Here is a 14,681-nt window from a genome sequence, read left to right on the forward strand (position 1 = left end):
TTCCGGCGCTTTTCTTTTGCCCACCGATATCGCAGGCATAAAAAAGACCGCCGCAGTTGCCCGCGGCGGCCCTTTAGAGACGCATTCAGATCATTAGAAGCTGACGGTCAGGCGACCGAACAGGCGGTTGTCCGAATAATCACCGTGAGTACCCGCATAACCAAAGTCGATCGCGGCACGCTCATTGGCCTGAATATTGATCGACAGGCCCGTTTGAAGCCCCTCACCTGAGATACCTTGCGACGTCACGACAAACTCTGGGCCATCAGCGAAGCTGGCACGGAATTCGGGCGCATCATCACTAAGGTTCTCGGTCCAGGCCAGGTGACCCACAATCGTTAGGGCCGGGCGGCCTGCGTCCGAAGCAATCGCTGTACGGGTGCGAATACCCGCAGACACCAGATCAGCCTCAAAGCTCGCCGTGCCCGAAAGTGCGGCATCGCCACCCAGTTCGACCACATCGGCATCATAGCTAATGCGGGCATAGTTGGCATATGGCTCGACCTGCGTGGTGCGAACCTGACCGCGCCACGAAACCTCGCCATAGGCTTGCCAGCCATCACCCTCATAGTCACCGCGCAGGCTGTCACGGAAGGCATTCAGCGATACGGAGCGGCTGCTTCCAATATCGGACTGCATCCAGGAGGCCCCAGCCCGCAGGTTAAACTGCCCCGCTGTGGCTCCGCCATAAAGACCGATATGGCGACTGCGTACATCAGCATCGGATGCCAGCGCATGCCTCGACAACTCGGTCGAGTTCTCGGCAAACGCTACGCCGAAGTGACCACGTTCAACCGCCTTGTCTACACCTACGGCATAGCCGCTGGTTTCGGTGCGGAAGCTAGGGTTCTCGGTAGAGCCATCAGCCTTGCCTTGCCCAAAAGTTCCCGAAGCCCAAGCATGGACACCGCGGTTATTCATGGGCTGCACGATCGACCCCGCCGCAGAACCACGGCCACGGTCCAGCATAGCATCACGGATAAAGCGGCTGTCGGCTCCGGCCACGCCGGCTAGCCCGGCATGAACTTCACCCGTTAGATAGGGGATCGCTTCACGAACAGCCGAAAGCGAGCCGTCCAGTATGGCGTTTTCCAATGCCGGATTAATCGCTACTGCACGCGTACCGATATCACCGCCACCGGTATTGTTCAGCACCATCACATCCAGAGCTGCGCCAACAGCACGCTGGTTAGCAGTCACGCCCGCTGCAGCAATCGAGACGTCATTACGTTTGACCGTCATCAGTACAGAATTGCCCTGATAGGTCAGTACTGGAGTCAGGAAGGCCAAGTCCGAGCTGGCACCATCGAACTTGCCTTCGATGCCATCTGCCGAGTTGAGGATGGTCAGTCGCGAACGCAGGTTCCAGTTGCCTTGGTTGGCCTTGAGGATGACGTTACCGCCTTGCAGCGTCGTCTTGCCCCCCACATCCAGACGCGAGCTTGGTGATCCGTTCACACCCGAACGGATCCACAGGAACGACCCTTTTTCGAACAGGGCATCATTTGTGACCTTGAGAACACCGAACGGATTGGCCGTGTCACCCGGTGCCACAACACCGCCCGCACGCGCGGTCAGGTTGTTCAAGGTGCCAATCCCGCCAATGATGCCTACATCGGCGACACTAATGTTGGAATGGGTCAGAGCTCCGTTGACGGTGAGCAAACCACCCAGAACCGTTGTCGCACCAGTGTAGTTGCTCACATTGGTCAACACCAGTTCCCCGCCGCCGATCTTGGTCAGGCCACCGATGTCATTAGCGTTGTGGGCCAACACTGCGGCGCTGTAACGGTCACGCGCATCAGAGATCGAATTGGTCCAGACATCACGGGTTCCGGCGCCTACATTGACCTCGCGTACATCACGCAGTGCTGTCGGTCCTTCCAGAGCTGTGCCCATCTGGGGAACCCCCCAGCCCGACCGCAGATCTACACCCGGCGTATCCAGATCGAGCGAACTGGACACCAGAATGTCGCTGATCAGCGAGGTGTTATATTCAGGGAAATACTCCATCAACAAACCGGCGAAGCCTGTGATGTTTGGAGCAGCCATCGAGGTGCCGGTCATGCCACCAAGAGCGGGGCCATTAAAGTTCAAAACTTGAGCGTAGATTTCCTGAATACGCAAATCCGCAGCGATAAACAGCTTGTCGGAGAAGCTCGTGCCCAGCAGGTCATAGTTACCCGCCACAAGGCTGGACATGGTTGCGATGTAGCCGTCCGGATTGGCCAAGCGATATCCGTAGACCGTCGCGATGGCGGCCACATGGTTGGCAAGATCGGCTACCCATGCGTCTTCGTTGAAGGATGCCCCTCCAGCAGCTCTGGCGTTCAGGTAGGCATTCAGCTTGCCAATAAAGGCATTCTGCGCGGCCGCCTGCAGAGCATTCGCTGTGCCGGCAGCCCACATTGCGCTCAATGCCGGATTGCTGCGGTACAGTTCAGAGACCTTGGAGGCATTGAACGTCACATGATTGATGCCCGAAACAATGATCGAGCCCGGCCCCGCAACACACCATGTCGCCGTTTGCCCACACAGACTGGAGCTGGCTACCGCAGCGTTATTTGCTTGATAATTGACGACCGACAACCAATTGCCACGCAGGCTGGGGTCCGTCATCGGTACTGTAGTGGTATAACCGGCATGCGCCGTGCTGCTATTGCCTGCCGACCAGACCACCAGCACGTCGTGCTCCTTGATCGGGTCCCAGAAATCGCCCCAGTCTTCTGTCAGTTGGGCCAATACCGTTTCGCGCGGAGCATTGTAGGGCACCGCGTTTGCTGAACCCCAGCTGTTATTGATGATCCTGACCTGACCGGTCTGGGCCATGCCGATGATATTTTCAAAACCCGTGTTCGGATTGTTATCGGCTAAAAAGTCGGCGTACCAGCGGAAGTCACCCGCAGTGAAGTTTGCCGTCGCCGACATAATGTTGGCATTGTAAGCATTGCCGAACATGCGGAAGCCGTCCTGACGATCGGCAGCAATGGTTCCGGCAACGTGGGTCCCATGGCTTTCCCACGGACGACGCGGGTTTACAGCGCCATTATTCCCGTAATAATCCGGCACTCCGCTATCATAGCCGATAATCTTGCCTTCAGCGGCAAAGATCGGATGATCCAGATGGATCCCCGCATCGTTGACACCGATGGTCAAACCACGCCCGCTCAGGCCACGCGCATAGGCATGCTCAAGACCGAGATAGCCTTTGGAATAGTCAATTTTGAACTGGCTATCATTACGCCACGACACCAAAGCCGCTTCATAATCCGCCGTACGAGACCCATCCGCCATATAGAAAGGCTGGGTTGCGGCAGGCGTTACCGCTTCGGCATAAGCCGCGCTACCGAAAGCAAAAATCGAACCGGCAACCGCCGACAACAATACTGTTTTGTACTTCACTTAGTTTCCCCTCAGGAAGTCGCTAACCCCCAATCGGTAATCACATATTGCGGGTTCGTGAAGGCTTTTTAGTTCGAATAAGGCACAAAAAAGACCGCCGCAGTTGCCCGCGGCGGCCCTTTAGAAAGACGGTATCGTCTCTGGCTTAGTCGACTTGCAGTTGACCGGCCGAAACCTTGCCGCTGCGGCGGTCGGTTTCCAGCTCGTAGCTGACGTTCTGGCCGTCATTCAGCGTACGCAGGCCAGCGGCCTCGACAGCCGAGATGTGCACGAAGATGTCGTTGCCGCCATCTGCCGGAGCGATGAAACCATAACCCTTGGTCGGGTTGAACCATTTAACGGTGCCGTTAGCCATCTAAATGACCTCCAGTGAATTGGGCACCAAGACCAACTCTTGGCACCGTCGGTCTAGGGGAACGGCAGATCTCAATGCGTCGCAAAGAAGAAAGAGCGCGTTACGCACAGATATCGACACGGAACGTGTGAAGCCATTGATGGCCTCTCGTCAAGACCTATAGCTACCCCTGCTTCCAAAGATTTATGGTCACGTTGCAGGCGCGACATAATTGGCCATCTCATCGAACTCTTCGAGGAAGGTGGCGCGATAGGCGTCAACCTCCATGATGACTTCGTGCCGGGCTCCGGAAACCTCGACATAGCGCCCGCGCCCCAGACGGCGCGCCGCCCAGCGGGCCGTCTGTTTCCAGACCAGCACATCGTCGCTGGCCTGAACGACACAGACCGGCACCTTGACCGCCTTCAGGGCCTTGGCCTTGAGCGCGCGCTCACCGGCATCCAGTGCAAACCCCAGCCAGCCCCAGGTCGGGCCGCCAATGGCCAGATGCGGACAGGCAAACAGTTGTTGCTGCCACAGGCCGTAGCGCCCGCTATCGGAGGTCAGGGCATTGTCCTGGAACGTATGCACGAACGGATCGTCGGCATTATCCAGCACATAGTCACCGCCCTTGCCGTTGCGCAGCGCCCAGCGCACGGCCAGCTTCACCGACCACATCGAACGCTTGCCCGTCTTGATGCGCAACATCGGGCTGCTGAGCACGGCGCCGGCAAAGCGGTCATCACCGCCCTGAAGCGTCAGCAGGTTCAGCACACCGCCCATCGAATGGCCGACCATGACCCACGGCTTGGGGGCCTGTTCGGCATAGGCATCCAGCAGACGTGCATAGTCGTCCAGAAACTCCTCGACCGCACGGGCATGGCCCTTGAGCCGGTCCGGCAGCAGGCGGGCGGACAGCCCCTGACCGCGCCAGTCATGCGCCAGTACGCAAAAGCCGCGCGCGAGGAAATTACCGATCAGTTCGTAATATTTCTCGATCGGCTCGCTGCGTCCGGCGCTGAGGATCACTGTGCCGCGCGGCGTACGCGCCTGTAATACGCTGGGACGCCACAGGGCCGCACGCAGTCGCAAGCCCCCCGCACCACGGAACCAGTCGGCCTCGCCCCCCGGCGGAGGCATGGCACCTGGAACCCCCATCAGGGGCGCTTGGGCAGACAGGGGCGACGGACGTGTCACTCGGGCTTCCTGAATTTGAGGGTCATGCGGTCGGATTCGCCGATCGCATCATATTTGCTGTGGTCGAACTCGAAATTCGGCGGCTCCCCCAGTGCCGACGAACGGCGCGTCGGCGGCAGGGTTTCCACCCCGAACGGGTGGTTCTTGGTGTCGTCAGGATTGGCGTTGATTTCGGAGGATTCCACGAACACGAAACCGGCTTCCTCGGCCAGTTGGCGCAGGAAGGCCTCTTGCACATAACCGTTGGCCGCAGCCGGATCCTGATCTTCGTCCGAACCCAGACGATGCTGTTCAATACCCAGCGTACCGCCCGGTCGCAGGGCCGCAAAAGCGTCCGAGAAAGCCTTCTCGGCCAGTCCTGCCGCCATCCACACATGCACATAGCGCATGAACAGAACCAGATCGGCCGTCCCCAGAGGCTCGATCACAGGACCGGAGCCGAGGCCAAAATATGTAAACCCGACCTGCCCGTACAGTTTCTTGTCGGAGTCCAGACGGGCCTTCAGGGCGTTATTGACGGCGACCTGCGCAGGGTCGGCCCCTTCGCCCTCGACGAAACCGGCCACGGTCAACTGGCCCCGTCCTTTGTTCAGATAGGGGGCCAGAATATCGGTGTACCAGCCACCACCCGGCCAGAACTCGACCACCTTCATCGCCGGCTGCAGACCAAAGAAGCGCAGCGTCTCCATCGGGTGGCGCCACTGGTCGCGCGCCTTGTCCTCGGGGGAACGCCACGGCCCTTCCACCGCCCATTCCAGTGAACCTTCCGGCGGACCGGCCTTAACCGGTTCGGCAGCCTCGACCGGCTCGGTTTCTTTTTTGCGGCCACAGGCCGACAGGCCTATCAGGCTGCTGACGGCAACGCCCGCCAAAAAGAAACGTCTGGATGCGAGATGGATCATAGGTTGTCTCCGAGCGGACCGGACAAGAGGGCCGTGACAGTCATCACCGCCGCCACCCTTAATCTGTGGCACGGTGATAGGGCCATCATTGGGCCGTGAACGGTTTACGCAAACGCAGGGTCATACGGTCGCTTTCGCCAATGGCATCCAGTGCCGCCCGCTCTTCGCTGGTCAGGGTGCGCCCTTCCCCCTCGGAACGGCGCGTCGGCCGCAAGGACCATACACCGAACGGATGGTTACGGGTATCGGCCGCATTGGCGTTGATCTCGCTGCGCCCATCCAGTTCGAAACCGGCCTGTTTGGCGACATGGATCACCCAGCTTTCCGGCACGTATCCGCTCGGAGCGACCGTGGCGACATTGACACCATCCAGACTGCGGTGCTGCTCGATCACCAGAACCCCGCCCGGTTTCAAAGCTTTGAAGAAGGCCTGCAGATAGGGCTCGACACGGCCGTCGGACGACCAGTTGTGGAAGGCGCGGGCCACGACCACCATGTCGGCAGTGCCATCGGCCACACCCATACCCTCCAGCGGACGGTTGACCGGCACATAGGTGCCGCCCGTCGCCGTCGCATAGGGCTCGAGAATATTGCGCCACCAGCCGGCGCGGCCCGGTTCGATCTCGACCACCGTCAGGCCCGGTTGCAGGCCCCAGAAGGTCAGGGTTTCAAACGGATGGCGCTGGCTGTCGCGGGCGCGGTCTGCCTCAGGGCGCGTGGACGAGGCGATGGCCGCCTGAAGCTGGGCATCTTCGCCCATGACCGGCATTTCCATGGCCAGACCCTGACGGTGCGGCAACTGCGCGGGAAATTCGGTTGGCGGAGTCTGGGCGACAGCCACACCGGCGGTCAAAAGAGCTGCAGCAAAGCTGCCAAGGACGAGCGGTCGCATAGGATCTCCGTGTCGTCGAAAAAGGCTTGGCGCGATTGTTAAAGTGCTTCGCGCCGACAGCAAGGCGCAGAAAGCCGTTTTTCATCCCCTTGAACGGCAAAAACGGCTTCCTACCTGTTTAATCGAAGGTGCCACTGACGGGCCTTCCAGTCATTTCGGGGCCGAGCACGGACCGAGGAGGCTGAAACCCATAGCCCGCCGGGGCAAAATCGCCGGCTGGCCCAACCTTGCTGATCCATCAGGAGGATTGCACATGCGTACCTATGATTTCACGCCGTTGATGCGTACTGCCGTCGGTTTTGACCGACTGGCCCGCCAGATCGAAACCGCTGCCCGTTCAGGTCAGGAAAACGGCTGGCCGCCCTATAATATCGAAAGCACCGGTGAAGACACCTATCGCATCGAGGTCGCTGTCGCGGGCTTTGCCCCCGAAGAGCTGGACATCGAGGCCAAGGAAAACCTGCTGACCGTCACCGGCAAGAAGGCTCCGCAAGACGAGACCGTCCAGCGCACCTTCCTGCATCGCGGTCTGGCCGAGCGCGATTTCGAACGCCGCTTCCAGCTGGCCGACTATGTGGTGGTCAAGAACGCCGCCCTTAATAACGGCCTGCTCGTCATCGAGCTGAAGCGCGAACTGCCCGAGGCTCTCAAGCCGCGCCGCATCGAGATCGCTGACGGCTCGACCCCGATCGAGGACAAAAAGGCGGCCTAAAGCCCCTTAACGAAACTTCCCTCCCTCCAGTGGACGGCCCTTTTTCGAAAGGGCCGTCTTTCTGTATGCGGGATCAGCTTTCGGCCAAGGCCCGTACCGCGCGGGCATCCATACCCCGCACAGCCTCAAGCTGGGTCTCGGTCAGATTGGCCCCGCGAAGCTGCGCGCCGTGCAGACTGCTGCGGGCCAGATCGGCGCGGGTCAGATTGGCGTGGCGCAGATCGGCATTGGACATATCGGCCCCGCGCAGATTGGCCCCTGTCAGATCGGCGGGCAGCAAACGGTCTGCGGCCAGCAGCAGCGGCCCCATCTGGGCTTCGCGCAGGTCCGAGCCATTCAAACGGGCATTGGCCAGACGTGCCCCGCGCAAATCGGCACGGCGCAGGTTCGCCGAGCGCAGGTCCGCGCCTTCAAGCTGCGCGCCCTGAAGCTGCACGCCTTCCATGTCGAGGCCGTAAAATACCGCCCCCTTGGCCGACAGCGCCGTCAGGTTCAGGCCCGCAATCGTCGCCAGCGTCCGCAGGTCCACATTATCAAACACCGAGGGCTGGCCCTCGCGGCCGCCTGTCGCGCACCACTGGGCATGAACCCGCAGCATGTCGGCCGCCGGAAGCGCCGCGACCGGCTCGCCGGCCGAACCCTTATCGGTCAGCGCCCCTTCCATATTGGCCCCGTCGGTTCGCCACATGGTCGCCTTGACGCCCACCAGTATCGCGCCGGACAGGTCCGCCCCCGAAAGATCGGCACCGGACAGATCGGCACCGGCAAGGTCGGCCCCTTTGAAACTAGCCTGTTTCAGGTTGGCCCGCACCAGCTTGCAGTCCTTCATCACCGCATCGGTAAAATCGGCGGCGATGGCGACAATGCCTGTCAGGCGCGAGCGTTGGAGATTAGCCCCGGAAAGATTGGCCCCCTGCGCTTGCGTGTCCGAGCGCTTTTGCGCCTCGACCACCCGAAAGCCCAGCTTGGCATCGGAGGCCGCAATCGTGCCTTCGCGCAGATCGGCCTCGAACAGGTCCGCCCCCGAAAGATCGGCCCCGCGCAGGCAGGCTCCGCGCAGGTCGGTACGGCGCATACTGGCATCCTGCAGGTCTATATCCTGCATGTCCGCGCCAAAGAAATTAGCATTGTCGAGCTTGGTGCCCGACAGATTGGCCCCGATCAGACAGGCCGCCGTAAAATCGGCATCCGTCAGATTGCGCCCGCGCAGGTCCAGACCGCTGAGGTCCAGCCATGCAAAAACAGCCCGCGCACCACCGGGACGGGCCTGCCACAGACGGTCATGTCTGGCACAGATCGCATCCACCTCGGCCTGGGTCAGCTTGCGGCGTTCGGAAGTGACATCCTCGTTCATAACCGCACTCTAGGTCGATCAGATTAAGGAAGATTTGCAGTGATTTATTCGGTTAACAAGCCCGCCGAGCACAGGGCGTCGGCCAGTGGCCCTTCGGGGGTCCAGACGCGAGTATAGCCCGCCTCGCCCAAACGGTTCAGCTCGGTCTTGAGATCGGCATTCGGCGACGCCGCAAAACGGGCATCAAAGCCCTGACCGTCCTCGCTGACGCGGACCATCGGACGACCCGTTTCCAGACGATGCAGGAAGCCTTCGCACAGTTTCAGTGCCTCGGCTTCCAGTACGCCCGAAGACACGTCCAGCCCTTCCTCGCGCAGACGCTCGACGCCGCGCCCCGACGCGAAGGGCGACGGGTCAAACGCCCCGATCACCACGCGGGCAATGCCCGATTCCGTCAGGAAATGGGCGCAGGACTTGCGCCCCGAGGAGCGCGCACCGCACGGCTCTAAAGTGACATAGGCCGTGGCCCCTTTGGCCGCATCCCCCGCCGCAGGCACAGCCTGTTCCTCGGCATGCGGGCGACCGCCAACGGCCGTGGCCGCCTCGGCCACCACAACACCGTCCTTGACGATCACACATCCCACCGCCGGATTGGGCCAGGTCTGGCCCATGCGCGCGTTCGCCAGTTCAATGGCGCGACGCATGAAGACGATATCCTGTTCGTTTCCGGCAGTGGTCATGTTCAGACGATGTCCTTAGGCGATTTGCGGCAGGGGCTTGGCGCGGCTGGCATCCAGATAGCGGGCCGAAACCGGCTTCAGATTGGCATCCAGCTCGATATCCAGCGGGTTGCTGGTCGGGATTTCCACGTCGATGATTTCTTCGTCCGACAGGCCGAACAACAGCTTGACGATGGCACGAAGCGAGTTGCCGTGGGCGGCAATCATCACATCCTCGCCCGCCTTCAGGCGCGGCTCGATCTCGGCATCCCAATAGGGCTGCACGCGGTCCAGCGTGGTTTTCAGGCTTTCGGTGTTCGGAATGTCCTTGCCGGCATAGCGTTCGTCATTGGCAAAGCTGTATTCGCTGTCGGCATCCAGAGGCGGCGGCGGCACGTCATACGAACGACGCCAGACCTTGACCTGGTCCTCGCCGTGCTTGGCCGCTGTCTCGGCCTTGTCCAGACCGGTCAGACCGCCATAGTGACGCTCGTTCAGGCGCCAGTCCTTGATGATCTCGACATCTTTGAGGCCCGCGCTTTCCAGCGCGATATCGCCCGTGCGCATGGCCCGCGCCAGCACCGAGGTGAACATCACCGACGGTTTGAAACCGGCTTCGGCGATCAGTTCGCCGCCACGACGGGCTTCAGCCTCGCCTTGCGCCGTCAGATCGACATCGACCCAGCCGGTAAAGCGGTTTTCAAGGTTCCACTGGCTTTGGCCGTGGCGCAGCAGGATCAGTCGCGACATTGAACACTCCGGTATCTCGTGCCCGCATCGCTAGGAGGCGTCACGGTGCGGGTCAAGGCCGGAATGCCGCCAAAATGTCTGTGCCATCCAGCCTGTCATCATCTGGTGGTTGCGTCGGCATGACTGCCAATGGTCTAAGGGCCAATCCAAAGCAGGCGTGGCCTGCCCCTGTTTCATCTCTATGACCCACGGATACTCCATGCTCGCACCTCGTCAGGACCTGAAGCCCAATACGGCGGCCTATGAAACCCAAGCCCTCGTCAAGCCGACTGGTTTCCGCGAATACGATGCCCGCTGGATTCTGGAGAAGGAAATCAACCTTCTGGGTATTCAGGCCTTAGGTCTGGGTCTTGCCACCTATGTGCATGAACAGGGTATCGAGCCGAAGATCGTCATCGGCCACGACTTCCGTTCCTATTCCATCGCCGTCAAACAGGCCCTGACCATCGGTCTGCTGCAAGGCGGAATGCAGGTGCTGGATATCGGTCTGGCCCTGTCGCCGACCGCCTATTTTGCCCAGTTCGCTCTGAACGCCCCCTGCGTGGCCATGGTCACCGCCAGCCACAACGAAAACGGCTGGACCGGCGTGAAGATGGGCGCCAACAAGCCGCTGACCTTCGGCCCCGATGAAATGACCCGCCTGAAGGAAATCGTCCTTGGCGGTCTGGGCGTCGAGCGTGCCGGTGGCACCCTGACCCGCATCGAGAACTTCGCCGAAACCTATATTGCCGATGTTGCCACCAAGGCGCAGATCAAGCGTCCGCTGCGGGTCGTCGCCGCCTGTGGAAATGGTACCGCCGGTGCCTTTGCGCCAGAGGCCCTGCGCCGTATGGGTGTGGAAGTGATCGAGATGGATACCGATCTCGACTGGACCTTCCCCAAATACAACCCGAACCCCGAAGACCACGCCATGCTGGTGCAGATGGCGGCCAAGGTGAAAGAAACCGGTGCCGATCTGGCGCTGGGTTTTGACGGCGACGGCGACCGCTGCGGTGTGGTGGATGATACGGGCGAGGAAATCTTCGCAGACAAGATCGGCCTGATGCTGGCCCGCGACCTATCGGCCGTCTATCCGAACTCGACCTTTGTGGTCGATGTGAAATCGACCGGCCTGTACAAGACCGACGAGGTCTTAAAGGCCAATGGCGCGACCACCGTCTATTGGAAGACCGGCCACTCCTATATTAAGCGTAAGACCGCCGAGATCGGCGCGCTGGCAGGCTTTGAAAAGTCGGGCCACTTCTTCATGGCCGGCGATCTGGGCCATGGCTATGACGACGGTATCGTCGCCGCTGCCGCCATCCTGTCCATGCTGGATCGCAACCCCGACAAGAAGCTGTCGCAGCTGAAACAGTCCCTGCCGCCCGCCTATACCAGCCTGACGATGTCGCCCCATTGCGATGACGAACTGAAATACGATGTGCTGGCCCGCATCGTGAAAGAATACGAAGAACTGGCGGCCGCTGGCGGCTCCATTTTGGGCCGCAAGATCGTCGAGGCCATCACCGTCAACGGCGTGCGTGTGCATCTGGAAGACGGCTCGTGGGTGCTGGTGCGTGCCTCCTCCAATAAGCCGGAACTGGTTGTAGTGGTGGAAAGCATGCGCTCGGAAGACGATATGCGCGACCTGTTCCGCAAGGAAGTGAAGCCGCGTCTGGCCAACCATACCGAAATCGGCGCGTTCAATCAGGAAATCTGATCGGACACCTTTATGAGCACCCTTCCTGTCCTGATTATCGGCGGCGGTTTTTCCGGTGCCATGCTGGCGGCGCGACTGGCCGAAAAAGGTCGCGCCAGCCTGATTATCGAACAGGAGGGGTCACTCGCCCTCGGTGTCGCCTATGGCACCACCGATGATACCCATCGCCTGAATGTGCGTGCCGCCAATATGGGGGCCATAGCCAGTGATCCCGCCCATTTCCTGAAATGGCTGGAACAGCACCATCCCGATATGGCCGATGGCGATGCCTTCATCAGCCGCCGCCTGTATGGCGCGTATCTGATGCAGCGCCTCAACGCCGTCCGCACAGCCTGTCACGACCTGATCCAAACCGTTCAGGGACGCGCCCTCGCCATCCACGGCCACGAGGTCGCGCTGGATGACGGACGTACCTTTGCGGGCTCGGCGATCGTGATCGCCACCGGCAATCCGGCCCCGCGTGCAGACGATACCCCGACCTGCTTACGCATCATCAATGATCCGTGGGCAGACGGGGCGCTGGACGCCATACAACCGAACGACAGCATCTTTATTCTCGGTACCAGCCTGACCATGGCCGATATGGTGCTGGGCCTGAAAAAGCGCGGCTGGACCGGCAAGGCCGCCGCCCTGTCGCGTCGCGGCCTGATGCCACGTCCCCACATTCACGGCCACCCGCCAGCACCGCCCATGCCCGAAGCGGCCCTCACCGGCCCATTATCCAAGCGCCTGCATACGGCCCGCCAGATGGCCACGAGTATGGAATGGCAACGCGTGATGGACGGCTATCGTCCGGTGACAGAGCGACTGTGGCAGGAGGCCTCGCAGGCGCAGCGTGCCCGTTTCCTGCGCCACTTGCGGCCATGGTGGGATGTGCATCGCCACCGCATCGCACCCGATGTGTTTGACACCCTGAGCCGCCTGCAAGCCGACGGGCACCTTGTCGTCCATGCTGGTCGTCTGAACGACATCGCGGCGGATGAAAATGCGCTTGAAATTCGCTGGACACCCGCGCCACGCACCAGTGACAGTTCGGGCCTGACCCGTGCCGACTGGTTCATCAACTGCACCGGCCCGGCCCATGATGCAGCCCATACGCCACTGACCGCCAGCCTGATGGCCGCCGGTCGCGCACGACTGGAGCCTCTAGGACAGGGTCTGGACCTCGATAGCGACGGGCGACTTGTGAACAGTAACGGCGAGGCCGAACCCACCCTGTTTGCGCTTGGCCCACCCACGCGCGCCGCCTATTGGGAAAGCACCGCCGTGCCTGATATTCGCCAGCGCATCGAGGCCCTGAGCGATCTTCTGGCCCAATAAGAAAAAGGCGGCCCATCTGGACCGCCTTTTGATCTTTTAGGCCTTGGCCACCGCGTCGGCGACTTCGTTGACGACGCGCGTCACCAGCGCCTCGTCATCGCCCTCGGCCATGACACGGATCAGTTTCTCCGTGCCCGACTTACGCACCAGCAAACGGCCCGAGCCGTTCAGCGCGTGTTCCGCCTCGGCCATCGCCGCCTTGACGGTGTCCGCGTCCAGAGGAGCCTCCGACGTATAGCGGACGTTTTTCAGCAGTTGCGGCACCGGATCAAACTGGCGGGCCAGTTCGCTCATCGGCACCCCCGCCTCGACCAGAACCGCCAGCACTTGCAGCGCCGCCATCAGGCCGTCGCCGGTCGTAGCGTGATCCTTCAGGATAATGTGGCCCGACTGTTCGCCGCCAATATTGAAGCCGCCCGCACGCATGCGCTCCATGACATAGCGGTCGCCCACCTTGGTGCGCTCCAGCGTCAGGCCCTCGGCCTTCAGGCGGCGCTCAAGTCCGAGGTTGGACATGACCGTGGCCACCACACCGCCACCGTTCAGGCGACCGCGCTTGGCCCAGTCCAGACCGATCAGGGCCATGATCTGGTCGCCATCGACCACATGGCCCTTTTCGTCGCAGATAATCACGCGATCGGCGTCGCCATCCAGCGCAATCCCGATGTCGCAGCGATAACGTTTGACCGCCTCGGACACCGCCTCGGGGTGGGTTGAACCACATTCGGCATTGATATTCGTGCCGTTCGGCTCAACGCCCACCGGAAACACTTCTGCGCCCAGTTCATATAGGGTCGTCGGTGCCACGCGATAGCCCGCACCATTGGCGCAGTCGATGGCGATCCGCAGACCCTTCAGGCTGAGACGTTTGGGGAAGGCCGATTTGGCAATCTCGATATAGCGCGGCGGGGCATCGTCGATGCGTTTGACGCGGCCCAGCTTGTTGGATTCCGCCAGATCCATGTCCAGCGCCGCATCCATCATGGCCTCGATCTTCAACTCGATTTCGTCCGACAGCTTATAGCCGTCCGGACCGAACAACTTGATGCCGTTATCGGCATAGTCGTTGTGCGAGGCCGAGATCATGATGCCCAGATCCGCCCGCATGGAGCGGGTCATCATGGCCACGCCCGGTGTCGGCAGCGGACCAAAGGTGCGCACATCCATACCCACGGCCGCCAGACCCGCCACCAGAGCCGGTTCGATCATATAGCCCGACAGGCGCGTATCCTTGCCGATCACCACCAGATGACGGCGGTCATCATCGGTACGGAACAGGCGACCGGCAGCAAGCCCCACGCGCAAGGCGACCTCTGCGGTCATTGGATGGGTATTGGCGCGGCCACGGATGCCGTCAGTACCGAAATATTTTCTCTCGCCCAAAGGCGTGATCCTTGAACTGGCTGGGTTTGCTCGGAAATCTTCCGAAACCCATTGTTTGATGCTCGAAGGCCGCACTA

The 14,681-nt window shown here is 61.2% G+C and carries 12 protein-coding genes; 3 read left to right on the forward strand and 9 right to left on the reverse strand.

What is annotated here, in order from left to right:
• Positions 1-93: 93 nt before the first annotated feature.
• The 5 genes from RSB01_RS06395 to RSB01_RS06415 form a co-directional block, all read right to left on the reverse strand.
• Positions 94-3,402 (reverse strand): autotransporter domain-containing protein, encoded by a 3,309-nt coding sequence (locus tag RSB01_RS06395; protein ID WP_332589849.1) that lies wholly within the window; start codon positions 3,400-3,402, stop codon positions 94-96.
• Between the two features lie 145 nt (positions 3,403-3,547).
• The gene (locus tag RSB01_RS06400; protein ID WP_167176007.1) at positions 3,548-3,757 is read right to left on the reverse strand and encodes a cold-shock protein; all 210 of its coding nucleotides are present in this window, start codon (positions 3,755-3,757) and stop codon (positions 3,548-3,550) included.
• A 189-nt stretch (positions 3,758-3,946) separates the two neighbouring features.
• Positions 3,947-4,933: an alpha/beta hydrolase gene (locus RSB01_RS06405; protein WP_332589850.1), complete on the reverse strand. Its 987-nt coding sequence runs from the start codon at positions 4,931-4,933 to the stop codon at positions 3,947-3,949.
• Positions 4,930-5,835 carry a methyltransferase gene (locus RSB01_RS06410; protein ID WP_332589851.1) on the reverse strand — a complete coding sequence of 302 codons (906 nt, stop codon included), beginning with the start codon at positions 5,833-5,835 and terminating at the stop codon, positions 4,930-4,932. The genes RSB01_RS06405 and RSB01_RS06410 overlap by 4 nt, the downstream gene beginning before the upstream one ends.
• A gap of 85 nt (positions 5,836-5,920) precedes the next feature.
• Entirely contained in the window at positions 5,921-6,727 is an 807-nt protein-coding gene (locus RSB01_RS06415; protein ID WP_332589852.1) for a methyltransferase, read from the reverse strand.
• 253 nt (positions 6,728-6,980) lie between these two features.
• Between RSB01_RS06415 and RSB01_RS06420 the strand changes: the two genes are divergently transcribed.
• Complete coding sequence (locus RSB01_RS06420) at positions 6,981-7,439, forward strand: Hsp20 family protein (RefSeq protein ID WP_332589853.1); 459 nt, start codon at positions 6,981-6,983, stop codon at positions 7,437-7,439.
• A gap of 73 nt (positions 7,440-7,512) precedes the next feature.
• On the opposite strand, the gene RSB01_RS06425 is transcribed toward RSB01_RS06420, so the two are convergent.
• Genes RSB01_RS06425 through gpmA form a run of 3 tightly spaced genes read right to left on the reverse strand, consistent with a single transcriptional unit; the run spans position 7,513 to position 10,202 of the window.
• Entirely contained in the window at positions 7,513-8,793 is a 1,281-nt protein-coding gene (locus RSB01_RS06425) for a pentapeptide repeat-containing protein (protein ID WP_332589854.1), read from the reverse strand.
• Positions 8,794-8,837: 44 nt separating this feature from the next.
• Positions 8,838-9,473 (reverse strand): bifunctional diaminohydroxyphosphoribosylaminopyrimidine deaminase/5-amino-6-(5-phosphoribosylamino)uracil reductase RibD, encoded by a 636-nt coding sequence (gene ribD / locus RSB01_RS06430; protein ID WP_332589855.1) that lies wholly within the window; start codon positions 9,471-9,473, stop codon positions 8,838-8,840.
• Between the two features lie 15 nt (positions 9,474-9,488).
• On the reverse strand, positions 9,489-10,202 hold the full coding sequence (gene gpmA / locus RSB01_RS06435) for a 2,3-diphosphoglycerate-dependent phosphoglycerate mutase (RefSeq protein ID WP_332589856.1): 714 nt from the start codon (positions 10,200-10,202) through the stop codon (positions 9,489-9,491).
• A gap of 199 nt (positions 10,203-10,401) precedes the next feature.
• On the opposite strand from gpmA, the gene RSB01_RS06440 reads away from it, so the two are divergent.
• Together RSB01_RS06440 and RSB01_RS06445 are read left to right on the forward strand one after the other, a co-directional pair.
• Positions 10,402-11,901 carry a phosphomannomutase/phosphoglucomutase gene (locus RSB01_RS06440; protein WP_332589857.1) on the forward strand — a complete coding sequence of 500 codons (1,500 nt, stop codon included), beginning with the start codon at positions 10,402-10,404 and terminating at the stop codon, positions 11,899-11,901.
• Positions 11,902-11,913: 12 nt separating this feature from the next.
• Positions 11,914-13,221, forward strand: coding sequence for an FAD/NAD(P)-binding protein (locus tag RSB01_RS06445; protein WP_332589858.1), 1,308 nt, complete (start codon positions 11,914-11,916; stop codon positions 13,219-13,221).
• 36 nt (positions 13,222-13,257) lie between these two features.
• Here RSB01_RS06445 and glmM read toward each other — a convergent pair whose 3' ends face one another.
• Positions 13,258-14,604: a phosphoglucosamine mutase gene (gene glmM / locus RSB01_RS06450; protein ID WP_332589859.1), complete on the reverse strand. Its 1,347-nt coding sequence runs from the start codon at positions 14,602-14,604 to the stop codon at positions 13,258-13,260.
• Positions 14,605-14,681: the final 77 nt, after the last annotated feature.

Origin of the sequence: Brevundimonas sp. (genome assembly GCF_036659295.1) — a bacterium.
In the GTDB taxonomy this organism is placed as follows: Bacteria; Pseudomonadota; Alphaproteobacteria; order Caulobacterales; family Caulobacteraceae; genus Brevundimonas.